At 67.6% G+C, this 20,856-nt stretch carries 19 protein-coding genes; 9 read left to right on the top strand and 10 right to left on the bottom strand.

The features are described 5' to 3' along the window. Positions 1–55: 55 nt before the first annotated feature. The 4 genes from AWJ14_RS05065 to AWJ14_RS05050 are packed head-to-tail and all read right to left on the bottom strand — an operon-like array spanning position 56 to position 3,601. Positions 56–640: a hypothetical protein gene (locus AWJ14_RS05065; protein WP_245304135.1), complete on the bottom strand. Its 585-nt coding sequence runs from the start codon at positions 638–640 to the stop codon at positions 56–58. Next, positions 637–1,383, bottom strand: coding sequence for a DUF2259 domain-containing protein (locus tag AWJ14_RS05060; RefSeq protein ID WP_083220033.1), 747 nt, complete (start codon positions 1,381–1,383; stop codon positions 637–639). Before AWJ14_RS05060 ends, AWJ14_RS05065 begins: the two co-directional genes overlap by 4 nt. Before the next feature lie 53 nt (positions 1,384–1,436). Then, positions 1,437–2,471: a P1 family peptidase gene (locus tag AWJ14_RS05055; RefSeq protein ID WP_066175762.1), complete on the bottom strand. Its 1,035-nt coding sequence runs from the start codon at positions 2,469–2,471 to the stop codon at positions 1,437–1,439. Beyond that, positions 2,468–3,601 (bottom strand): ABC transporter substrate-binding protein, encoded by a 1,134-nt coding sequence (locus AWJ14_RS05050; RefSeq protein ID WP_083220031.1) that lies wholly within the window; start codon positions 3,599–3,601, stop codon positions 2,468–2,470. Before AWJ14_RS05050 ends, AWJ14_RS05055 begins: the two co-directional genes overlap by 4 nt. Positions 3,602–3,799: 198 nt before the next feature. Here AWJ14_RS05050 and AWJ14_RS05045 point away from each other — a divergent pair, with 198 nt between their 5' ends. From AWJ14_RS05045 to AWJ14_RS05020, 6 genes are all read left to right on the top strand, one after another. After that, the gene (locus AWJ14_RS05045; protein ID WP_083220043.1) at positions 3,800–4,249 is read left to right on the top strand and encodes a flavin reductase family protein; all 450 of its coding nucleotides are present in this window, start codon (positions 3,800–3,802) and stop codon (positions 4,247–4,249) included. A 31-nt stretch (positions 4,250–4,280) separates the two neighbouring features. Continuing rightward, positions 4,281–5,207 (top strand): AAA family ATPase, encoded by a 927-nt coding sequence (locus AWJ14_RS05040; protein WP_066175756.1) that lies wholly within the window; start codon positions 4,281–4,283, stop codon positions 5,205–5,207. After that, positions 5,207–6,433, top strand: coding sequence for a vWA domain-containing protein (locus AWJ14_RS05035; RefSeq protein WP_066175754.1), 1,227 nt, complete (start codon positions 5,207–5,209; stop codon positions 6,431–6,433). Before AWJ14_RS05040 ends, AWJ14_RS05035 begins: the two co-directional genes overlap by 1 nt. A gap of 83 nt (positions 6,434–6,516) precedes the next feature. Further along, entirely contained in the window at positions 6,517–6,861 is a 345-nt protein-coding gene (locus AWJ14_RS05030; RefSeq protein ID WP_245304138.1) for an XdhC family protein, read from the top strand. After that, complete coding sequence (locus AWJ14_RS05025; RefSeq protein ID WP_066175752.1) at positions 6,861–7,562, top strand: XdhC family protein; 702 nt, start codon at positions 6,861–6,863, stop codon at positions 7,560–7,562. The genes AWJ14_RS05030 and AWJ14_RS05025 overlap by 1 nt, the downstream gene beginning before the upstream one ends. Positions 7,563–7,565: 3 nt before the next feature. Further along, on the top strand, positions 7,566–9,197 hold the full coding sequence (locus AWJ14_RS05020) for an NTP transferase domain-containing protein (RefSeq protein ID WP_066175750.1): 1,632 nt from the start codon (positions 7,566–7,568) through the stop codon (positions 9,195–9,197). Positions 9,198–9,203: 6 nt separating this feature from the next. Here AWJ14_RS05020 and AWJ14_RS21845 read toward each other — a convergent pair whose 3' ends face one another. Then, positions 9,204–9,365, bottom strand: a complete 162-nt coding sequence (locus AWJ14_RS21845; protein ID WP_139112534.1) for a DUF2256 domain-containing protein — start codon at positions 9,363–9,365, stop codon at positions 9,204–9,206. Between the two features lie 107 nt (positions 9,366–9,472). Between AWJ14_RS21845 and AWJ14_RS05015 the strand changes: the two genes are divergently transcribed. Further along, on the top strand, positions 9,473–9,796 hold the full coding sequence (locus tag AWJ14_RS05015) for a TfoX/Sxy family protein (RefSeq protein WP_066175749.1): 324 nt from the start codon (positions 9,473–9,475) through the stop codon (positions 9,794–9,796). Between the two features lie 126 nt (positions 9,797–9,922). Here the strand turns inward: AWJ14_RS05015 and AWJ14_RS05010 are convergent, their stop codons facing one another. The 4 genes from AWJ14_RS05010 to AWJ14_RS04995 form a co-directional block, all read right to left on the bottom strand. Next, positions 9,923–11,464, bottom strand: a complete 1,542-nt coding sequence (locus AWJ14_RS05010; protein ID WP_066175748.1) for a DEAD/DEAH box helicase — start codon at positions 11,462–11,464, stop codon at positions 9,923–9,925. Positions 11,465–11,664: 200 nt separating this feature from the next. Next, positions 11,665–12,966 carry a M23 family metallopeptidase gene (locus AWJ14_RS05005; RefSeq protein ID WP_066175742.1) on the bottom strand — a complete coding sequence of 434 codons (1,302 nt, stop codon included), beginning with the start codon at positions 12,964–12,966 and terminating at the stop codon, positions 11,665–11,667. Between the two features lie 110 nt (positions 12,967–13,076). Then, on the bottom strand, positions 13,077–13,925 hold the full coding sequence (locus AWJ14_RS05000) for a ferritin-like domain-containing protein (RefSeq protein WP_245304134.1): 849 nt from the start codon (positions 13,923–13,925) through the stop codon (positions 13,077–13,079). Positions 13,926–13,927: 2 nt separating this feature from the next. Continuing rightward, positions 13,928–14,395, bottom strand: coding sequence for a peroxiredoxin (locus AWJ14_RS04995; RefSeq protein WP_066175966.1), 468 nt, complete (start codon positions 14,393–14,395; stop codon positions 13,928–13,930). A gap of 124 nt (positions 14,396–14,519) precedes the next feature. Between AWJ14_RS04995 and AWJ14_RS04990 the strand changes: the two genes are divergently transcribed. Continuing rightward, on the top strand, positions 14,520–17,909 hold the full coding sequence (locus AWJ14_RS04990; protein WP_066175740.1) for a YhdP family protein: 3,390 nt from the start codon (positions 14,520–14,522) through the stop codon (positions 17,907–17,909). An 81-nt stretch (positions 17,910–17,990) separates the two neighbouring features. Here the strand turns inward: AWJ14_RS04990 and tyrS are convergent, their stop codons facing one another. Next, positions 17,991–19,247, bottom strand: coding sequence for a tyrosine--tRNA ligase (tyrS, locus tag AWJ14_RS04985; RefSeq protein ID WP_066175737.1), 1,257 nt, complete (start codon positions 19,245–19,247; stop codon positions 17,991–17,993). 212 nt (positions 19,248–19,459) lie between these two features. On the opposite strand from tyrS, the gene AWJ14_RS04980 reads away from it, so the two are divergent. Then, positions 19,460–20,590 carry an anhydro-N-acetylmuramic acid kinase gene (locus tag AWJ14_RS04980; RefSeq protein ID WP_066175734.1) on the top strand — a complete coding sequence of 377 codons (1,131 nt, stop codon included), beginning with the start codon at positions 19,460–19,462 and terminating at the stop codon, positions 20,588–20,590. Positions 20,591–20,856 lie beyond the last annotated feature (266 nt).

Genomic DNA, 20,856 nt, shown 5'->3' with positions numbered 1-20,856 from the left:
TGTGCGGCCGGTCTAGTCCATTTTGCCGCGGAATCAAATGCACGATCGGCGTTGTTCAGGGGACAACGGGTCTGGACGGCAGTTTCTCCTGCCTGTGGCTGCGCGCCAGCAGCCAGGAGGCGCCGAACAGGAAGGCCAGGCCGAGCGGCAGGTAGAGCCTGAGGCCGAGCACTGCGAACTGGTAGAGCGCGGAGGCGGTGGTGAAGGCGAGCTGCAGCAGCCACAGCTTGGTGAACGGCTCGCCATGCCACTGGGCATAGAAGTTGCGGTAGATGATGGCGAAGATCGCGGCGGTGATGCCGATGGTCAGCACGCTCAGGCACAGGAAGGCGGCGGCGAAGGCGGTCTCGCGCGACCGGCCGAAGGCGAGGAAGCGGATCAGCGCCAGGCTTGGCGGCCAGGCGAGCGCCGCGCCGGCAAACACCAGCGCGGACAGGCTCCAGTAGTGGGAGGTGAGCGCGGCCATCGACAGCCACAGCGCGAGCTGCGCGGACAGGCTCATCGCCGCACCCCAGCCGATGGCGCCGAGAATGGCGTCGCGCCAGCCCGGCCGCGCGGCCCGCAACCGGTCGGCAAAATCGGAGTTGTCGTTGGCCGGTCTGGGCGCCGGTCCCTTGTGCCGTTTGATGGGCGTGTTCATTCAAGGCGACGGGTGACGGCGGTCCAGCGGGCGCTTTCGCCCTCGAAGCCGGGGCTGAAGACCAGCACCAGCACGGCATGGGTGATCGCGCCGGGGGACATGTGGGTGACGACGCCGCCGATGCGGTAGCCGAGCGGGCAGCCGCGGCTTTCCGGGATCACGGTGTCGTCGTGCAGGGTGATGCCGGCGGGTTTGCCGTTGACGCGGGTGAAGGCGAGGTGGAAGCCCGCGGCGCTGCCGTTCATGGAGCGGCAGGGCCTTTGCGTCGGCAGCTGCTTCTCCTCGAGCGCCAGTTCGTAGGTCCCGAACGGTTGCGGCCCGAGCGTGACCGACGCGTAGCTCAGGCGACCTGCGTCAGCCCCCAGTTCCGTGAGCGGGTTGAAGGCGGCGATCACACCGGGATTGGCGTCGAACGCATAAGCGGTATCGAACGCCGCCGCCTGTGCCTTGGCTGCGGCGCGGGCATCGCCCACATGCTTTTGCTCGTCCTTGAGAATCACCTCGACGGGTGAGCCGGGCAGGAAGGTGTCGCTGGTGGTGTCGATGTAGAAGCGGTTGGCGAAGGGAAAGCCGGATCCGTCCTGGACGCCGAATTCCTCGAAGGCGAACACCTTGCCGTCCGCGGAAAAGCCGATCGGGCGCAGCTCGGAAACCTCGCCGGCGAGGGCCGGTCCGGAAAGCAGGAGCGAGGCGCAAAGGGCGCGGAAAAGATGGCGGACGATCGGCATTCGGACTTCTTTCATGGCGATCCCGACCCGGTATCACCACGCCGCGGGCCGGGCAACCGGGATCGGGCTCAAACTTGGTCGCGGCCCCAGGCGGGCTTCAGGTCGCGCGGGTCGGGCGTGGCGGCATGCACGCCGCGGGCGATGGCCCGGCACATGGTCGAGGCGGCCGCCGCGCAGAGATCCAGGAAGGCCTCCGGCGCAGGCCTGCGGCCCGAAGCGCCGGTCGCCAGCGCGAACACCAGATCGCCGTCGAATGGCGTATGGCTCGGCCAGATCGCGCGCGCAAAGCCTGCATGGGCCGCGATCGCCAGGCGCTTGGCCTCGGCCTTGGAGAGAACCGCATCCGTGGCGATGACGGCGATGGTGGTGTTGGCGACGGCGCGCGTCCGCTCCCGGAACTTGATCCGGAGGTCGCCCGCATCGGCGGGGAAGGGGACCGGCAGGCCGAGGCCACCGAATTCGTCGCCGATTTCGAACGGCGCGGCCCAGAAATGGCGGGTGTCGCCGATCGTGGCCGAGCCCACCGGGTTGGCGGCGACCAGCGCGCCGACCACATGCTCTCCCGCGACGACGGTCGAGGCCGAGCCAAGCCCGCCCTTGAACGTCGCCGTCAGCGCGCCGGTGCCCGCGCCGGCGGTGCCGATGGAAAAGTCACGCGCCGCGGCGGCGGCGGCCTGGTAGCCGAGATCGCGATAGGGCGGGTATCGGCCCCAGTCCTTGTCCCCGCCATTGACGAGATCGAACAGGATTGCCGCCGGCACGATCGGAATGCGGTGCGGGCCGACCTGAAATCCCTGGCCCCGCTCGCGCAGAAAAGCCTGCACGCCGCTCGCCGCGTCGAGCCCGAAGGCTGATCCGCCGGACAGCACCAGGGCGTTGACGCTTTCGACCGTGTTGTGCGGCTCGAGCAGGTCGGTTTCGCGCGTGCCGGGGGCTCCGCCGAGCACCTGCACGGCGGCGGTGGCGGGCAGATCGCACAGGATCGCGGTGGTGCCGGAATTGACGGCTTCGTGCGAGGCATGGCCGACGGTCAGCCCGGCGACATCGGTGATCAGGTTGCGCTCGCCGGTCCGGCCCGTCTGGCTTGGCTGTGCAGTGGTCATTGGGATTCCCCGGTCAGTCGGCTGGCATCGTCGACGCTCAGGCGCCGGAACTTTCCGTCCTCAAGGATGGCAAGCACGAAGCCCGGCTCCTGGCGCTCGCCGGTGGCATCGAAGGTGACCGGACCGAGCGCCGTCGAAAACGGGGTGCCGGTCAGCAGGTCGACGAGATTGGTCTGCCCATAGTCGCTCCGGTTGGCGGCCGCGCCGATGATCTCGGCGGCCGCATAGGCGGGAATGCGCAGTCCCTCGGCGATCATGTCGTGGGCTGCGAAGGCCTGGCGCGCCGCCTCGGCCTCCGGCCCCGGCACCACGCCGGATGCGAGCACGGCCATGGTGCCGTCGGGAAGCGGCAGTTCGCCCTCGGGCGCGTGCAGCGCATCGCCGCCCATGAAGCTGAGTGCGACGCCCTGATGCTCGGCTTCCGCTGCGATCACGGCGAGGTCGGAGCGGTCGCCGCCGACGAAGACGCGGCTGACGCCAGCCGCCTTCAGCCGTCGCACCAGGCTTGGCTGGGTGGCCTGGCCGGGGCGGTAGTTGTCGACGAAGTTCGGCTTGAGCGACCGCTCCTCGAGCCGCGTGCGGACCGCCTCGACCAGCTCGCGGCCGGAAATCGCGCCGTCCTCGATCAGGGCGAAGGGCTTGTCCGCCCAGAAGCGGTAGATCGCGTCGGCGGCAATCTCCGCCTCGCTTCCGGCGCGCGGCGCCAGGCGGAAGAAGCTCCAGCCAAGCCGTGCCGCTTCCTCGCCGATGATGTCGGCGCGCACCGTGAGCGTCATCACCGGGATCTTCTCGTTCGACAGGATCGGCAATGCTGCGGCGAGGCTTTCGGTGCACAGGAAACCCACCACGATGTCGACGCCCGCCTCGATCATGGCCGCGGCCGCATCGACACCCGATTCGGGGGTGCAGCCGTCGTCGCCTTCAACGATGTCGCCGAATGCGCCGGGATTGTCCGCGTCCCAGACCTGGAAGGCCTCGCGGACATGATCGCCCAGAAGCCTGAACTGGCCGGATTGGGGGATGACGAGGCCGACGTGAAGGGCGTCTGCGCGCGCAGGCGAGGGGGCGGCCGCAAGGGCCGCGACGAGAACCGGAAGACAAAGCAGGGCGCGCAAGATCATGCGCGACATTTAGCCCGTCCGCGTTTGAAATACCAACCGAATTCCGGGCCGCTCCGGTCCGCGTGCCGGTTGCGGAAGACAAAAAGTCGTGGCCGCGGGTTTCAAATTCGGCGCCAGTCTTTATGTATGACCCGATATGAGTGCGTAGGGTGAGGCCAGGGCGTGTTGAAACGGCAGACCATCGATTCCAGGGACTATCGCGATGCGATGGCGCGCTATGCCGGTCATGTGCAGCTTTGCACGACCGCGCATGAGGGCGTGCGGCGCGGTGTGACCGTGACGGCTGCTTGCTCGGTCTCCGACAATCCCGGCACGCTGCTGGTGTGTCTCAACCATTCCAATCCGCTCAACGAGATCTTCACGCAGGCCGGCGTGTTCGCGCTCAATACGCTCAAGCGCGCCCATGAACCGCTGGCGGTGGCGTTTTCCGGGGTCGACCATCTCGATGTCGACGCCCGCTTCGCGCTTGCCGAATGGGACACGATCACCACCGGGGCGCCGACGCTCGTGGACGCGCGCGTGGTGTTCGACTGCCGGCTGATCGAGGCCAAGCCGGTGGCCACCCACACGATCCTGATCGGCGAGGTGGTGGGACTGCGGCTCGGCGAGACCGCGCCGCCGCTTTTGTATATGGACCGCGCCTACCATTCGATCTAGCCTTGAGGCGGATGCGACCGCCGATGGAGCCATGATGTCGATTACCAATCCGCTGCCGACTTCCATTGAAGAGACGCTCGACATGCTGGCGGGCCAGGATTATGTCGCCGGCCGTGCGCTCGCGACCGTGCTGTTCCTGGCACTCAGGATGCAGCGGCCGTTGTTCCTCGAGGGCGAGGCGGGCGTCGGCAAGACCGAGATCGCCAAGGTGCTCGCCAAGGCGCTCGACCGCCCGCTGATCCGGCTGCAGTGTTATGAGGGGCTCGACGTCTCCTCGGCCGTCTACGAGTGGAACTATCCCGCGCAAATGCTGGAGATCCGGCTTGCCGAAGCCACCGGCGAGGACGACCGCTCGGCGATCGAGCGCTCGATCTTCTCCGAACGGCACCTGATCCGGCGTCCGGTGCTGCAGGCGCTCGACGGCTCCGGCGGCCGCGCGCCGGTGTTCCTGATCGACGAGCTCGACCGCACCGACGAGGCCTTCGAGGCGTTCCTGCTGGAGATCCTGTCGGATTACCAGGTCACCATTCCCGAACTCGGCACGATCGTCGCGCAGGAACCGCCGATCGTCATCATCACCACCAACCGCACCCGCGAGATCCATGACGCGCTCAAGCGCCGGTGTCTCTATCACTGGGTCGATTATCCGAGCGCCGAGGTGGAGCTCGAGATCATCCGGCTCAAGGTGCCCGGCTGCCATGAGGAGCTGTCGCGACAGGTGGTGGCCTTCGTGCAGAAGCTGAGGCAAATGGACCTGTTCAAGAGCCCGGGCGTGGCCGAGACCATCGACTGGGCCACGGCACTCACCGAACTCGACCGGCTGGCGCTCGATCCCGAGACCGTGTCCGACACATTGGGCACGCTGCTCAAGTACCAGGACGACATCGCCCGGATCGAGGGCGGGGCGGGGCGCGAAGTGCTTGCGGACGTGAAGGCCGAGCTGGCCCGGGCGCTGTGATGGCGGAGGCCGGCAACGCCATCGTCTTCCGCGACGGCGACGGGCGCATCGTCGACAACATCGTCTATTTCGCCCGTGTGCTGCGCAAGGCCGGCATGAAGGTCGGGCCGGCGGCGGTGCGCGACGCGGTGGAGGCGGTTCAGGTCGCCGGGATCGGCAGCCGCGAGGAATTCTACTGGGTTCTGCATTCGGTCTTCGTGAAACGGCGCGAGGACCACCAGGTGTTCGACCAGGCGTTCCGGCTGTTCTGGCGCACGCGCGACCTGATCGAGAAGATGATCGCCATGTTCTCGCCGGTGGCGATGGAGAACAAGCAACGCGAGAAGCTGAAAGCCGGCGAGACCCGTGTGAGCCAGGCGCTGTTCGAAGGCCACGAGAAGGCGCGCCCGCCCGAGGACAAGCCGATGATCGACGTCGACGCGCGCGAAACGGCGTCGGGCAACGAGGTGCTGCGCGCGCAGGATTTCGCGCAGATGACGGCCGCGGAACTGGATCAGGCCAAGCGGGCGATCGCCGCGCTGTCGCTGCCGTTCGATCGCGTCAAGACGCGGCGCTATCGGCCGTCGAATTCGGCCCGGCGGATCGATCCACGCGCCACCATGCGGGCGGCCATGCGCACCGGCGGAGACCTGATCCTGCCGCGCTTCCGCACGCGCCGCGAGGTGCAGCCGCCGCTGGTGATCATCGCCGACATTTCCGGCTCGATGAGCCAGTATACGCGCGTCTTCCTGCATTTCATGCATGTGATCAGCGAGACCCGGCGCGGCGTGCACACCTTCCTGTTCGGCACGCGGCTCACCAACATCACCCGGCAGATGCGCCACAAGGACCCCGACGAGGCGGTCGACCAGTGCGCCGGCGCGGTGAAGGACTGGTCGGGCGGCACCCGCATCGGCGCGGCGCTGAAACTGTTCAACCGGCACTGGTCGCGCCGGGTGCTGGGTCAGGGAGCGGTGGTGATCCTGATCACCGACGGGCTTGAGCGCGATTCGATCGACGAGCTCGACGCGGAGATGGACCGGCTGCACCGCTCCTGCCGGCGGCTGATCTGGCTCAACCCGCTGCTGCGGTTCGACGGCTTCGAGGCGCGCGCGCGGGGCGTGCGCACCATGCTCGCCCATGTCGATGAGTTCCGCGCCGTCCACAACATCGCGGCGATGGCCGACCTGGTGGCCGCGCTCGGCGCGCGCAATGCCGCCGGCGCCGATCCGCGCAGGTATCTTTGAACGAAGCTGCGGTTGTGTCTTGAATTCGTCGCGGAGCCGCGACCATACTCGCATTAAGGGAGTTGGAGGCAGGCATGACGTCCATGGACATGGAGACTGGTGCGCCGGGAGACGAGCGGCTCGATCCGCTGGCGGTCGCCGAACGCTGGGTGGATGAGGGCCGCAGCGTGGCCGTCGCCACCGTGATCGAAACCTGGGGCTCGGCGCCGCGACCGGTCGGAAGCCATCTGGTGATCGACGGCGAGGGCAATTTTAGCGGCTCGGTCTCGGGCGGCTGCGTCGAGGGCGCGGTGATCGCCGAAGCCTCCGAGGTGATCTCGGCCGGCGCGCCGCGCATGCTCGAATTCGGCGTGGCCGACGAAACCGCCTGGCGGGTGGGGCTCTCCTGCGGCGGCCGGATCAGGGTCTATCTGGAGCGCGTCGGCTGATGGATGCGGAGCTGCTCAAGGGCCTGAACGCCGCGCGGCGCAACCGGCAGGCCGCCGTTCTCGTCACCGATCTCGCCACCGGCGAAGGCCGTCTGGTGATGAAGGGCGACGTCGCGCCATCTGACCCGGTGCTTGCCGAGGCGGTCGCCAAGGCATTCGTCACCGGCAAATCCGGGGTGGTGGAGGCCGGCGAAAGCCGGCTGTTTCTCAATGTGCATCTGCCCGCGCCGCGCATGGTCATCATTGGCGCGGTGCATATTTCCCAGGCGCTGGCGCCGATGGCGGCGATGACCGGCTTCGATGTCCGGCTGATCGATCCGCGCACGGCCTTTGCCACCGAAGAGCGGTTTGCCGGCATCGATCTGCGCGCGGAATGGCCGGAGGAAGCCTTGGCGGATCGGCCGATCGACGCCTATACGGCGCTGGTGGCCGTGACCCATGACCCGAAGATCGACGACTGGCCGCTTGTTTCGGCGCTGAAAGCCGGCGCCTTCTATGTCGGCGCGCTCGGCTCGCGCAAGACCCACGCCAGGCGCGTGGAGCGCCTGACGGAAGCGGGGCTTTCCGCGGAGCAGATCGGCAGGATCGCGGCGCCGATCGGGCTCGATATCGGCGCGCAGAGCCCGCAGGAGATCGCGGTGGCGATCCTGGCGCAGGCGGTGGCCGCCTTGCGCAAGCCCGCCGACGCCGCGGGGGCCTAGGCCATGCGGTTCGGCCCGGTCGCCATCGCCGATGCCGAAGATGCGCTGCTCGCGCATTCGCTCGCTCTGGGCACGCTGAAACTGAAGAAGGGGCACAGGCTCACAGCCTCCGACCTGATGATGCTGGAGCAGGGCGGCGTCACCGAGGTGATCGCGGCGCGCCTCGATCCGGGCGATGTCGCCGAGGACGCAGCGGCCGAAGCGCTGGCGCAGGCCTTCGGCGGCGCCCATATCCGCGCCGCCAATGCGTCCACCGGCCGGGTCAACCTGCATGCCGAGCGCGCCGGGCTGTTCCGTGCCGAACGCCTGCTGGTCGATCATTTCAACGCCATCGATCCGGCCATCACATTTGCCTGTTTGGCCGACCAGACGCCGGTTCAGCCCGGGGAAATGGTGGCCACCATCAAGATCATACCGCTCGCGGTGCCCGGTGCCTCGCTCAAGCGCGCACAGGCGGCGATCGAGACGCGAACCATGGCGCGGATCCTGCCGTTCCGGCGCCTGCGCGTGGGCCTGATCGCGACCACGCTGCCCGGGCTCAAGGCCTCGGTGATGGACAAGACGCGGGCAATGCTCGACAGCCGGCTCGCGCTTACCGGGCTGAAACTGTCGCAGGAGACCCGCGTGGCCCACGCGGAAGCGGATCTGGGCGCCGAACTCGCCCGCATGGCGGCCCGGGAGGACCTGATCGTGGTGTTCGGCGCCTCCGCGGTGATCGATCCGGCGGACGTGATCCCGGCCGCGATCCGTGCCGCCGGCGGGATGGTCGAGCGGGTCGGCATGCCGGTCGATCCGGGCAATCTTCTGGTGCTGGGCAGGGTCGGCGATGCGACCGTGATCGGCGCGCCGGGCTGTGCGCGCAGCCCCAAGGTCAATGGCTTCGACTGGGTGCTTCACCGGCTGCTGACAGGCCAGCAGCTGGCCTCGCAGGATATTTCGCGGATGGGCGTGGGCGGCTTGCTGAAAGAAATCCCGTCCCGTCCGCATCCGCGCCAGGCGGGCGAGAGCGATGTGAAGGTGGGAGCCGAAACGGAGGTGGGCGTGGTGCTGCTTGCCGCCGGCCGCGCGAGCCGCATGGGCGAGGCCGCGGGCCACAAGCTGCTCGCCACCTTCGGCGGCGAGGTGCTGATCCGCCGCATGGCCGAGACCGCGCTCGCGTCGCAGGCGACCCGGACCGTCGTGGTGACCGGCCATCGCGGCGCGGATATCGCGCGCCAGCTTGAAGGCCTCGATGTCGAGCTGGTCTCCAACCCAGATTATGCCGCCGGCATGGCGACGTCGCTGCGCTGCGGGCTTGCGGCGCTCGACGGGCGCATGGCGGGCGCGCTGGTGCTGCTCGGCGACATGCCGGCGATCGAGGCGTCCCATCTCGATGCCTTGATCGAACGCTTTTCAAGCCATGGCGGGCAGGCAATCGTCAGGGCCTGCGATGGCGCGCGGCGCGGCAATCCGGTGATCCTGCCGCGTGCGGCCTTTGCCGAGGCAATGCAGCTGTCGGGCGATGTCGGCGCACGCGCACTGATCGAAAGCGGCGCCTGGTCGGTGGTCGATGTCGAGATCGGCCCGGCCGCCCGGCTCGACGTTGATACGCCCGAAGCCGTGCGGCGCGCCGGTGGCGCGACGGAAATCACCTGACCCGGTTCATGCAGGCGGGCGTTTGCGGCGCGCCTCCGTCCGGCAGCGGTCCGAACAGTAGCGGACCTCGGTCCAGACTGCGGCCCATTTGCGCCGCCAGGAAAACGGCCGGCCGCAGTAGGCGCAGGGTTTTTGCGGAAGATCGGATTTGCCTAGGCGCTTGGGCATGGGCGGGATATGGCGCGGGGCGGCTCAGCGGCAAGGCGCCGTCGACGATGGGCAGCAGAAGTTGATCTTGCCGTGGGTGCGGCGACAGGGCGGGAAAGGTGGAGCCGATGGACAACGAGGCGATCTGCGAGATGTTCGACAGTCTCGGCGAGGTGACGATCAAGCGCATGTTCGGCGGCAAGGGGATCTACCACGAGGGCGTGATCCTGGCGCTGGAGGTGGGAGGCGACATCCTGCTCAAGGCGGATGCCGAGAGCGCGCCGGTCTTTCGCGAGGCGGGGGCGGGCCAGTGGGTCTATGAGGGCAAGGCACGCGCGCGTCCGGTGGCGATGCCCTATTGGTCGATCCCCGATGCGGCGCTCGACGATGCCGTCGAGATGGCGCGCTGGGTCCGGTTTGCCTGGGAGGCGGCGCTGCGGACCAGGAAATAGCCGCGGGCCGCCAAGAACGTGGCTTTCGCCCAGGCTCCGCGCGAAGTCAGGCCCTGTGGAACCGGCCCATGAAAAAAACCGCCGGCATTGCTGCCAGCGGCTTGAACTTGTGTCGATGCGGCAGGTTCAGCTGCCGATCATCATGAAGGCGGGGATCTCGTCGCCGAAGCCGACCGGGGTCGGTTCGCGGTCGTCATTGTCGCGGTTGTGGCGGCCGCGATTGCGGCTGCGGTCGTCATTGGCGTTGGCGGGCTCGGGTGCGCGCTGGCGCGACGAGCGGTGGTCGCGCTCCTGCCGCGGCTGGCGCTCGGCCCTGGCGGGACGGGTATCGGCTTCCTCGCGCGCGGCAATGGGGTCGGCATCCACGGCCATGTCGTTGGCGGCGGTGTCTTCCACGCTCTCCTCAGTGGCCTGGGTCTCGACCTTGTCGGCGCGAGCCTGCTTGGCGCCGCGGCTCGAGCGGCGGGCGGTGCCCTTGCTGTCGCTGCGGCGGCCGCGGGCCGGCTTGTCGTCGGCCTCGTCGGAGGAGGCATGCAGGGCGGCGTCGCCGTCGAGCCAGTCGATCTCGCGATCGATCAGCTTGGTGATGGCGTCGACATATTTGCCGTCGCGGCGCGTGACCAGCGTGAAGGCGGCGCCGGCGCGGCCCGCGCGTCCGGTACGGCCGATGCGGTGGACATAGTCCTCGGCATGGATCGGAACGTCGAAGTTGAAGACGTGGCTCACGGCGGGAATGTCGAGGCCACGGGCGGCGACGTCGGAGGCGACCAGCAGCGTGATCTCGTTGTCCTTGAAGCCCTGCAGCGTGTTGGTGCGCGAGCGCTGGTCCATGTCGCCATGCAGGGCGCCGACCGAAAAGCCGTGCTTCTGCAGCGATTTGTAGAGATCCGCCACGTCCTTCTTGCGATTGCAGAAGATGATGGCGTTGGTCAGTTCCTCCTGCGAGCGGATCAGGGTGCGCAGGGTTTCGCGCTTCTCGAAATCCTTGCTGCCGCAGGCGACCAGGCGCTGCTCCACGGTGGCGGCCGTCGAGGACGGCGGTGCCACCTCGATGCGGGCCGGGTTCTGCAGGAAGGTGTCGGCGAGCTTCTGGATTTCCGGCGGCATGGTGGCCGAGAAGAACAGGGTCTGGCGGGTGAAGGGGATGAACTTCACGATCCGCTCGATGTCCGGGATGAAGCCCATGTCGAGCATGCGGTCGGCCTCGTCGATCACCAGCAGTTCGACGCCGGTCATCAGAAGCTTGCCGCGCTCGGTGTGGTCGAGCAGGCGGCCCGGGGTGGCGATCAGCACGTCGGCGCCGCGCTCGAGCTTCCGGTCCTGTTCGTCGAACGACACGCCGCCGATCAGGAGCACGATGTTGAGGCGGTGGTTCTTGCCGTATTTCTCGAAGTTCTCGTGGACCTGGGCAGCGAGTTCGCGCGTCGGCTCGAGGATCAGCGTGCGCGGCATGCGCGCCCGGGCGCGACCTCTTTCGAGCATGGTCAGCATCGGCAGGACGAAGCTTGCTGTCTTGCCGGTCCCCGTCTGGGCGATGCCCAGAATGTCGCGCCGTTCGAGCGCTGGGGGGATTGCGCCAGCCTGGATCGGGGTTGGCGTCGTGTAGCCTGCGTCGGCAACGGCGGACAGAACTTTTTGGCTTAGGCCAAGGTCAGCGAAAGTGGTCAATTGGGAGTGTTTTCCGTTTCGGAGTTGCGTCAATGCGCGAGCGCGCGGTGCAAGTGCGTGCCCTTTGTGCTCCGCATAGTCGGTGCAGTGCGGGAAGTCAAGGAAAAGCCCGGTTTCGCGGTGTCGCACCCCCGTCCGCATGCCGCCGCGGGTGGCCGGTTTTGGGTCAGGGAAGGGCGGGCCCGGGGCTCCGCCGTGGCTCAGTTGGAGGCCAGCAGCGGCTTCAGTTCGCGGGCTGCCTTCAGGTAGCGCATCGGGTCGACGGCGTTGCCGTTGCGGCGGACTTCGTAGTGCAGGTGGGGGCCGGTGGAGCGACCGGTGGAGCCGGATTTGCCGATCCGCGTGCCGGGCGCGACACGGTCGCCTTCGGCCACTTCGACGGCGGAAAGATGGGCGTAGCGGGTGGTGATCCCGTTGCCGTGGTCGATCTCGACCATCTTGCCGTAGCCGGCATTGCGCCCGGCATGGGTGACCACGCCGGCGCCGGTGCTGAAGATCGGGGTTCCTGTCGGTGTGCGGAAATCGATGCCGCCATGAAAGGCGAGGCGCCCGAGAAACGGGTCGGGACGGTTGCCGAAACGCGAGGTGATCTCGCGGCCGGGGGCGGGAATGCCGATCGGCAGCGCGCGTGCATGGCGTTTGACGGTGTCGAGCCGGTTCAGGGCCTGGTCGAGATCCTCGAGGGTGGTGTCGAAGGCGTTCGGATCGTTGGGCCTGACGAAGGGGCCACCGACGGCGGTGTCGTCGACCGAGGCGCCGGGAAGGCCCGTCGCGCGGATGATGTCGTCGATCTCCGATGCGGTCTCGTAGGCTTCGACCGCAAGGCCCTGCATGCGCGCGATCTGGTCGCGCTCGATCGACTTGAGCGACAGCGTCACCGTCGAGAACACGCGGTCCGCGCGCTCGCTCACGGATTCGCCGGAACCTGTGCCGGGCGTCGGGGCATAGGCCAGCGGATTGATCGGGTTGGTGGCCGGATTGGACAGTGTCTCGGGCATGGCCGCAAGTGCCGCGAGGCGGCCGGATTTGCCGGTGCCCGGCGACAGCGATGCCTGGGTGTTGGCGGTATCGGAGGCTTCGGGGGCGGGGGTCGGCAGTGCGGCCGCGCGATCGAGCAGCGGGCCGAGCTTGCCGTGGCGGGTGCTCAGCGCGTTCTGGCGCGCGATCAGTTCGGCAACCTTCTCTTCCATCAGCTGCTGATCGAGCAGTTGCCGGCTGGTCACCCGGTCGACTTGCGAGCGCAGCGCCGCGATCCGGTCTTCATAGGCATGCTGCATGCGCGCCTGGCGCGCCATCGAGGCGCCGATAAGGTCGTCGCGCAGCACGAGATAGGAGGTGGCTGCCAGATAGCCGATCGCCATCACGCCCAGCATCGACATGCACACGCCGGCGACCCAGGGGCGCACCGTCATGTGGCGGACGGTGTCGCCGCTTGCGAGGATAAGGGTGTGCGACTGTTTCGGCCGTTTGCCGAAGACGCGGCTGTCCTGTCTGTGCGCCACTGAATACCACCTCGTCAGAACGGTTCACCGTTGCTTGATCGAGCGTGATTACACCCTGTTAAGGTTAACAAAGCTTTGATCGCGGCCGGTCCGGCAGCGATTTGCCCGCGCTACGACATGCTCTGGCTGGACAGCGCGCGGTAGAAGGTGGGGGTGAGGCCCGCGGCCGCGCGGGCGAGATCGTTGAAGGGCGGCTTGGGCGCGCCGCGGAAATTGGCCCGTACCAGCAGCCGGAAGGTTTCCGCCGCATCCTTGCCTTCCCGGGCGCACAGGAAGCGGAACCACTTGGCGCCGATGGCGACATGTTTCTTCTCGTCCTCGTAGATCACGTCGAGCACCGCGGCACTCTCCTCGTCCCCGGCCTCGCGCATCTTGGCGCGCAGCGTGGGCGTGACGTCGAGCCCGCGGGCTTCGAGGATGAGCGGCACTATGGCGAGCCGCGCGGTCAGGTCGTTGCGCGTGTCGTGGGCGGCCTGCCACAGCCCGTCATGGGCGGGCATGTCGCCATAATCGGCGCCGAGCGCATGAAGACGCTTGCGTATCATGTTGAAATGCTTGGCTTCCTCGAAGGCGACCTGCATCCAGCCGTCGAAGAAGCTCTGCGGCATCGGTGCGGCGGCGAAGCGGGCGACGATATCGAGCGCCAGATCGACGGCATTCAACTCGATATGGGCGAGCGCGTGCAGCAGCGAGATGCGGCCGTGGGTGGAGTGCAACGACCGCCGCTTGACCTGGGTCGGCGGCACCAATTCGGGCCGCGCCGGCCGGCCGGGCCGCTCGGGAGCAAGCGTGTCGAGCGGCGAGCGCAGCGACAGCCGCCGGGAATGCCAGCGGCTCGCCACGTCCTGGGCGAGCCGGGTCTTGAGGTCGAGATCGTCCGCACGGATCGCCCGTGCCGCGCCGTCGCGCAGCGACAGCACCGGGCGGTTGAGCGCGGCGGGACTTGCCTGGTCGGTCACGCTCAGAGCGCCCGGACCGCGTCGAGCACCTCGGCGGCGTGGCCCTTGACCTTTACCTTGCGCCACACCCGGGCGATCTTGCCGTCGCGGTCGATCAGGAAGGTGGAGCGCTCGACGCCCATATAGGTTCGCCCATACATGCTTTTCTCGGTCCAGACACCATAGGCCTCGAGCGTGGTCTTGTCCTCGTCAGAGGCGAGGATCACGCCCAGCCCGTGCTTGGCCACGAATTTGTCATGCGCCTTGACCGAATCGGGAGACATGCCGACCACGACCGCGCCGGCCTTGGCGAAATCCTCCGCCATTGCCGTGAAATCGACGGCTTCGGTGGTGCAGCCGCTGGTGTCGTCCTTGGGGTAGAAATAGAGCACCACGATTTTGCCTGCCAGATCGTCAAGCGACACGTTTCCGCCGCCATCGCGTGGCAGGTCGAATCGGGGGGCTGTCATGCCTTCGCCAAGTTCACTCATCATCCAGACCTTTCATCGTCACTCGAATTGGTTTTGCAGGTGACCCTGTCCCGGGGCGATATATAAACGCAAGGGTCGCAGTCCACAGAATCGTCAAAAAAAGAAAGCGGACATACCAGAACCCATGCCGGAAAACCGCATCGACAAGGTCCAGTTCAGGAAACGCGACATCGTCGCGCTGCACGAACTTCCGTCGGCCCAGGGCGAAGACCTGATTGTCGTGCGCGGTCACCACCCGCGCCGCTGGACGGGGCGGCTCATGCGCTGGGTCGCGGTTCCGGTGCTGGGGCTGGCGCTCCTCGCCGCCGTGCTGTTCCTGCTGCTCGAGGCAGGCGTCGTCGACGGGCTGGTCAGGAGCCGGGCCGAGCATGCGCTGGCGCAGGCGGTCGGGCCGGGATACCGGGCGGAACTGAGTTCGGCTGCGGTGCGTCTGACCCGCCGGGGGCATCTCGCGCTCGAGGCGCGCGGGGTGTCGGTGGCCCCGCGCGAGGATCCCTCCAAGGCCAATTCGATCAAGAGCGTGCTGATCGGGCTTGATCCGGTGGCGCTGCTGACGGGGCGGCTGTCGGTGAAATTCGTCGATATCAGTGGCGTCAGCGTGGCCGCGCCGCAGGGGGGTGGGTTCAACCTCACCGATCTTGCGAGCTTCCGCATCGATGCCACTGGCGCGATGATCGAGCAGGCCTTCCTGGGGCTCAACCAGGTTGTAAGCCAGATCGATGCGATCGAGGCCGGCGCCTTCCGGTTCACCGACATCACCATGACGGGGCCGGGCGAGGGGATCGTGATCCGCAATGCCGAGGTGCGCAGGATCGACCGGCGACACTACCAGATCGGCGTGGAACTGGAGCGTGCGGGCCATGGCATCACCTTTGTCGGCAGCGCCGCCGGGCTTGCGGGCGAACGCGGGCTGTCGCAGATCTCCGGCAGCGTCGAGGGCTTCGCGCTCAATTACATGACGGACGTGGCGCCGGATCGCCGCAACGGCGTGTCCGCGCCGTTGGCGATCTCCTTTTCCGCAGCGCGGGCCCAGGCCGGCAAGCCACCGGAACTGGCGGTCGACGTCAAGGCCGTGGATGGCACCATCACCATGGGTGGGGTCGAGGCGATGCTGCGCGATGCGCGGGTCAAGCTGGTCTACATGCCGCTCCAGAACAAGATCGAGGTCACGCGCTCGCTGATCCGGGTCGGCGAGACGGTGCTGCCGTTCACCGGCGGCCTGATCGACGCGGACAGGGTCGAAGAGGTCGAAGGGGCGGGCATCGCCTTCGACTTCGTCATCAAGGAGGGACGGGCGGCGCCGGGCGATTCCGACGAGGCGCCGATCTCGTTCGATGGCAAGGCGCTCGGCCGTTTCGATGCCGCCAAGCGGCTGCTGGTGGCCGAGGAACTGGCGCTGGCGACGCCGCAGGGCGACATGGTCGGATCGGCCTCCTGGCGCTTTGTCGAGGGCATCTCGCCGGAGATCAATCTGGTCGCGCAGTCGCGGCGCATGTCGACCACCGCGGTCAAGCAGTTCTGGCCCTACTGGGTGGGCAAGCTCGCGCGCAAATGGGTGCTTGAAAATCTCTATGGCGGCACGGTCAGCAATGCCCGCATCCAGCTGGCCGCGCCCGCGGGCCATTACAAGCCGTTCGGCGACGTCAGTTTCAGCGAAGACCAGTTGCAGATCGATTTCGACGTCGAGCGCGCGCGGATCAATGTCGCGGGCAACATTCCGCCGCTGCGCGACACGGTGGGCCACATGCGGCTGCGCGGTTCGCGCGTCGATCTGAGCATCGATACGGCCACCGCCTTTTTCCCCACCGGTCGCACGGTGGAGCTGTCGGACGCGCTGTTTTCGATCCCGGCCACCAACCAGCAGCCGCTGATGGCGGACCTCTCCATGGCGGTCAAAGGCCATGCCGATGCGGTGGCCGAACTGATCAGCTACCATCCGATCAACGCGCTCGACCAGATCGGCTTCAAGCCCTCCGAACTCAGCGGCGAGATCTCGTCCAGGGTGACGGCGCGGTTCGGCCTGATCGCCGACCAGTCGCCGCCGCCGCCGGACTGGACGGTGGATCTGCAGATGAGCGGCGTCGATCTCGGCAAGCCGGTCGAGGGTCGCACCCTCACCGACATGGACGGCAGCCTGTATGTGACGCCCGACCGTGCGGAACTCAAGGCGGATGCGCTGGTGGACGGCGCACGGATGACGCTCGATGTGCTGCAGCCGGTCGGCGGATCCGGCGTTGCGGCCCGGCGCAAATTCTCGGGCACGCTCAGTGCCGAGATGCGGGAAAAGATGGCGCCGGGCTCGGGCGTGCTGATCAGCGGTCCGGTCGGGTTCCGGCTCGAGACCCAGGCCGACGGAGTGCAGAAGGTCAGCCTCGATCTCAAGCCCGCGCGGCTGACGGTTCCCGGCATCGGCTGGACCAAGGACAAGGGCATCGCGGCGAACCTGACCTTTGCGATGCAGGCCAAAGGCGACGAGACCCGGCTGTCCGACCTTGCCCTTTCCGGCAAGGGATTTGCGGCAAGCGGGGCGGTGACGCTCAAGGGCGGGCGGCTTGCGACGGCGAGCTTCGACCGCGTCGCGCTCTCGGCGCGGGACGATTATCACGTCGACATCGCCTATGACGGCAAGACCTACCGGGTCCGGCTCGGCGGCGCCTCGATCGACACGCGCCCGGTGATCGCGCTGGCCAAGGCCGCAGACGGCCCGTCCGCCCAGGGCGCGGACGGGGGCGGGGCGGCGCGGGTCGAGCTCAGCGGCGAGGTTGCCACCATGCACGGCTATTCCGACGAGCGCCTGACTGCGGCCACGATCAGCTATGCGGGCCAGGGCGCGCGCACGGACCTGCTCGACGTCAAGGGCGTCACCCAGAGCGGCCAGGCGGTGGTGATGAAGGTGTCGACCACGACGGGTGGCGAAACGGTGACGATCACCAGCGGCGACGCGGGCGCCTTTGCCCGCTTTGCAGGGTTTTACGCGCGCATGCAGGGCGGATTGCTCAATCTCCGGCTCACCCGCACCGAGGGGCCGTGGCGGCGCGGCGTGATCGATGTGCGCAATTTCGTGGTGGTGGGCGAGCCGCGGCTTGAATCGCTGGTCTCGACGCCGAGCAGAAAGGACGGCCGCAGCCTCAAGGACGCGGCGCGGGCGAATGTGGACGTCTCCCGCGCGAGCTTCGAGGTGGCCAATGCCAAGGTGGTTTCGGGCCGGGGCGAACTCCGGGTTTCGGAAGGGATCATCCGCGGTCCGCAGATCGGCGCCTCGTTCCAGGGGACGGTGAGCGACGCCAAGGGCAATATCGACATGACCGGAACGGTGATGCTCGCCTATGGCATCAACCGCCTGTTCGCCGAGCTGCCGGTGATCGGGACCCTTCTCGGCAATGGCCGCGACCGCGGCCTGTTCGGCATCACCTTCCGGCTCGCGGGCAAGTCGGAGTCGCCGCTCCTGCAGATCAATCCGCTGTCGGTGATCGCGCCGGGCGTGTTCCGCTCGATCTTCGAATACCGGCCGTAACGCCATTCCCGCAGGCAAAGAAAAAGCCGCAGGACCTGCTGGGTCCTGCGGCCTGATCTGGGTGGACCAGTGCTGCGGTCCTTAGGCTGGGCGCACCAGCACGTGCTTCTTCTTGCCCATCGACAGCTTGACGACACCGTCGGCGTTGAGATGGTCTGCCGTGATCAGCGTCTTGTCGTCGGAGACCGGCGTGTCGTTGACGCGGATCGCGCCGCCCTGGACATGGCGGCGGGCTTCGCCGTTGGAGCCGGCGAGCCCTGCGCGCACGAACAGGGCGAGCAGGCCGATGCCGGCGTCGAGTTCGCCCGCCTCGACCTGGATGGTCGGCAGGTTTTCCGAGATCGCGCCTTCCTCGAAGGTCTTGCGCGCGGTCTCGGCGGCCTCGTCGGCCGCCGCACGGCCGTGCAGAATGGCCGTGATCTCGGTGGCGAGGATCTTCTTCGCTTCGTTGACCTCGGAGCCGCCAAGCGCCGCAAGACGCTTGATCTCGTCCATCGGCATCGTCGTGTAGAGCTTCAGGAAGCGCTCGACATCGGCATCCTCGGTGTTGCGCCAGTACTGCCAGAAATCATAGGCGGACAGCATGTCGGCGTTCAGCCAGACGGCGCCGTTGACAGACTTGCCCATCTTGGCGCCGGACGACGTGGTCAGCAGCGGCGAGGTGAGTGCGTAGAGCTGCGGCGTGCCCATGCGGTGGCCGAGATCGATGCCGTTGATGATGTTGCCCCACTGGTCGGAGCCGCCCATCTGCAGCCGGCAGCCGTAACGCCGGTTGAGCTCCACGAAGTCGTAGGCCTGCAGGATCATGTAGTTGAATTCCAGGAACGACAGCGACTGCTCGCGGTCGAGGCGCGTCTTCACGCTGTCGAAGGACAGCATGCGGTTGACCGAGAAGTGCCGGCCGACATCGCGCAGGAATTCGAGGTAGTTCAGGTCGCGCAGCCATTCGGCATTGTTGATCATCAGCGCGCCGCCCTTGGGGCCGGCTTCGTAGTTCAGGTAGTTCGAGAAGCAGCGCTTGATCGAGGCGATGTTGTCCTCGATCATCTCCACCGTCATCAGCTTGCGGGCTTCCTCCTTGAAGGAGGGGTCGCCGACCATGCCCGTGCCGCCGCCCATCAGCGAAATCGGCTGGTGCCCGGTCGCCTGGAACCAGTGCAGCATCATGATCTGGATGAGACCGCCGGCATGCAGCGAAGGCGCCGTCGGATCGAAGCCGATATAGGCCGTCACGCTTTCCCTGGCGAGCAGTTCATCGAGGCCGGTTTCATCGGACATCTGATGAATGAATCCACGCTCGCTGAGCGTGCGCAGGAAATCGGACTTGAAGGCTGACATATCACTGTCCTCGGGGTTTCGGCAGATCCGGAAAAACTCTGGGCAGTGCATCATGCGCCTTGCCCGCGCGGGCCTTTAGCACTTGCCGCAGGCGCATTCAACCGAAGCCGGGCCACGCCGGTGCTGACGCGGCCGCCGCTCGCATGCTAGGTCACTCCCGCACCCCGATTCCGTCTGGAAGCGGAACGACACGAGCATCGAGGACGAACAGGATGGCAGAGCTGACACGGGCGATCGGGCTGATGAGCGGCACGTCGATGGATGGCATCGACCTGGCGATGGTCGAAACCGACGGGGACTGCGTCGTCCGCCGCGGCGCCAGTTCGTTCACGGCCTATGAGCCGGCGTTTCGCGCACGGCTTGAGCAGGCTCTGGATGCGGCCAGGGAGATTGGTGCGCGCGAAGAGCGTCCCGGCGATCTGGCCGCGCTCGAGGCAGAGCTCACGGACCGGCATGCCGCTGCGGTCGAGGCATTCCTCGCGCGCGAAAAGCTCTCGCCGGACGCGATCGGCGTGGTCGGCTTCCACGGCCAGACGGTGCTGCACCGGCCGCACGAGGGATTGACGGTACAACTGGGCGACGGCCAGCGGCTTGCCGACCGGCTCGGCATCGACGTGGTGCATGACCTGCGCGCCAACGACATGCGGCTCGGCGGGCAGGGGGCGCCGCTGGTGCCGGCCTATCACCGGGCGCTGGCCGCAGGCCTTGAGGGCGACTGGGCCGGGAAGACGCCGGTCATCTTCGTCAATATCGGCGGCATTTCCAACATCACCTATATCGGCGAGGACGATACGCTGATCGCCTTCGACAGCGGGCCCGGCAACACGCTGATCGACCGCTGGGTCAAGCGGCATGCGGGGGTTCCCTACGATTCGGACGGCACGATCGCGTCCGAAGGCCGGGTGCTAGCGGGCCTCGTCAACCGCTATCTCGACCATCCGTTCTTCACCGCGCCCGAGCGGATCTCGCTCGACCGCAACGATTTTCCGCTGCCCGACGACAGCGAGGCGAGTCTTGAGGACGGAGCCCGCACGCTTGCCTTCGTGACAGCGGCGGCGATCGCCAAGTCCCAGGCGCACCTGCCGGTCAAGCCGAAGCTCTGGATCCTGTGCGGCGGCGGACGGCACAACCGCCGCATCGTCGAGGACCTGACGGTGGCGACGCGCCACACCGGACAGCTGATCCTGGCCGAGGACGCCGGCTTCAACGGCGATTCGATGGAGGCCGAGGCCTGGGCCTGGCTCGCCGTGCGCTCGCTCAAGGGGCTGCCGCTCACCTATCCCGGCACCACCGGCGTGCGCGAACCGGCCACCGGCGGCGTGCTCGCCCGGGCTCGCGCCTAGCACGGCATTCGGCCGCGGTTGCGCGGTCAGAGATCCGCTGTGAGCAAGGACGACTGCCACTGGTGAATGTTTTATACATTTGCCAGTGGCGTTGACATTTGCCTATTGTCGCGACATGGTCACCCCAAACAGGGAGGCATCCGTGCGCAACGACCGTTCCACCGAAGACATCGCCATGGGGATCCGCAGACGGGTGTTCGAGCACTCGATGCGCAACAATGGCGGCTATCTGAGCCAGGCCTGCTCGGCGGCCGAGCAGCTGGCGT

Origin of the sequence: Parahoeflea olei (genome assembly GCF_001703635.1) — a bacterium.
Taxonomy (GTDB): Bacteria; Pseudomonadota; Alphaproteobacteria; order Rhizobiales; family Rhizobiaceae; genus Hoeflea; species Hoeflea olei.
This window is presented reverse-complemented; position numbering and strand designations above follow the sequence as displayed.

What these genes read in the sequence shown, in the direction of transcription:
- AWJ14_RS04980 (WP_066175734.1), top strand. Translation starts at nt 19,460, where the DNA reads ATGGCAGAGCTGACACGGGCGATCGGGCTGATGAGCGGCACGTCGATG.
- AWJ14_RS21845 (WP_139112534.1), bottom strand. Translation starts at nt 9,365, where the DNA reads ATGCCCAAGCGCCTAGGCAAATCCGATCTTCCGCAAAAACCCTGCGCC.
- AWJ14_RS05035 (WP_066175754.1), top strand. Translation starts at nt 5,207, where the DNA reads ATGGCGGAGGCCGGCAACGCCATCGTCTTCCGCGACGGCGACGGGCGC.
- AWJ14_RS05030 (WP_245304138.1), top strand. Translation starts at nt 6,517, where the DNA reads ATGGACATGGAGACTGGTGCGCCGGGAGACGAGCGGCTCGATCCGCTG.
- tyrS (WP_066175737.1), bottom strand. Translation starts at nt 19,247, where the DNA reads ATGTCAGCCTTCAAGTCCGATTTCCTGCGCACGCTCAGCGAGCGTGGA.
- AWJ14_RS05065 (WP_245304135.1), bottom strand. Translation starts at nt 640, where the DNA reads ATGAACACGCCCATCAAACGGCACAAGGGACCGGCGCCCAGACCGGCC.
- AWJ14_RS05020 (WP_066175750.1), top strand. Translation starts at nt 7,566, where the DNA reads ATGCGGTTCGGCCCGGTCGCCATCGCCGATGCCGAAGATGCGCTGCTC.
- AWJ14_RS05025 (WP_066175752.1), top strand. Translation starts at nt 6,861, where the DNA reads ATGGATGCGGAGCTGCTCAAGGGCCTGAACGCCGCGCGGCGCAACCGG.
- AWJ14_RS04995 (WP_066175966.1), bottom strand. Translation starts at nt 14,395, where the DNA reads ATGAGTGAACTTGGCGAAGGCATGACAGCCCCCCGATTCGACCTGCCA.
- AWJ14_RS04990 (WP_066175740.1), top strand. Translation starts at nt 14,520, where the DNA reads ATGCCGGAAAACCGCATCGACAAGGTCCAGTTCAGGAAACGCGACATC.
- AWJ14_RS05015 (WP_066175749.1), top strand. Translation starts at nt 9,473, where the DNA reads ATGGACAACGAGGCGATCTGCGAGATGTTCGACAGTCTCGGCGAGGTG.
- AWJ14_RS05045 (WP_083220043.1), top strand. Translation starts at nt 3,800, where the DNA reads ATGGCGCGCTATGCCGGTCATGTGCAGCTTTGCACGACCGCGCATGAG.
- AWJ14_RS05040 (WP_066175756.1), top strand. Translation starts at nt 4,281, where the DNA reads ATGATGTCGATTACCAATCCGCTGCCGACTTCCATTGAAGAGACGCTC.
- AWJ14_RS05060 (WP_083220033.1), bottom strand. Translation starts at nt 1,383, where the DNA reads ATGAAAGAAGTCCGAATGCCGATCGTCCGCCATCTTTTCCGCGCCCTT.
- AWJ14_RS05055 (WP_066175762.1), bottom strand. Translation starts at nt 2,471, where the DNA reads ATGACCACTGCACAGCCAAGCCAGACGGGCCGGACCGGCGAGCGCAAC.
- AWJ14_RS05050 (WP_083220031.1), bottom strand. Translation starts at nt 3,601, where the DNA reads ATGTCGCGCATGATCTTGCGCGCCCTGCTTTGTCTTCCGGTTCTCGTC.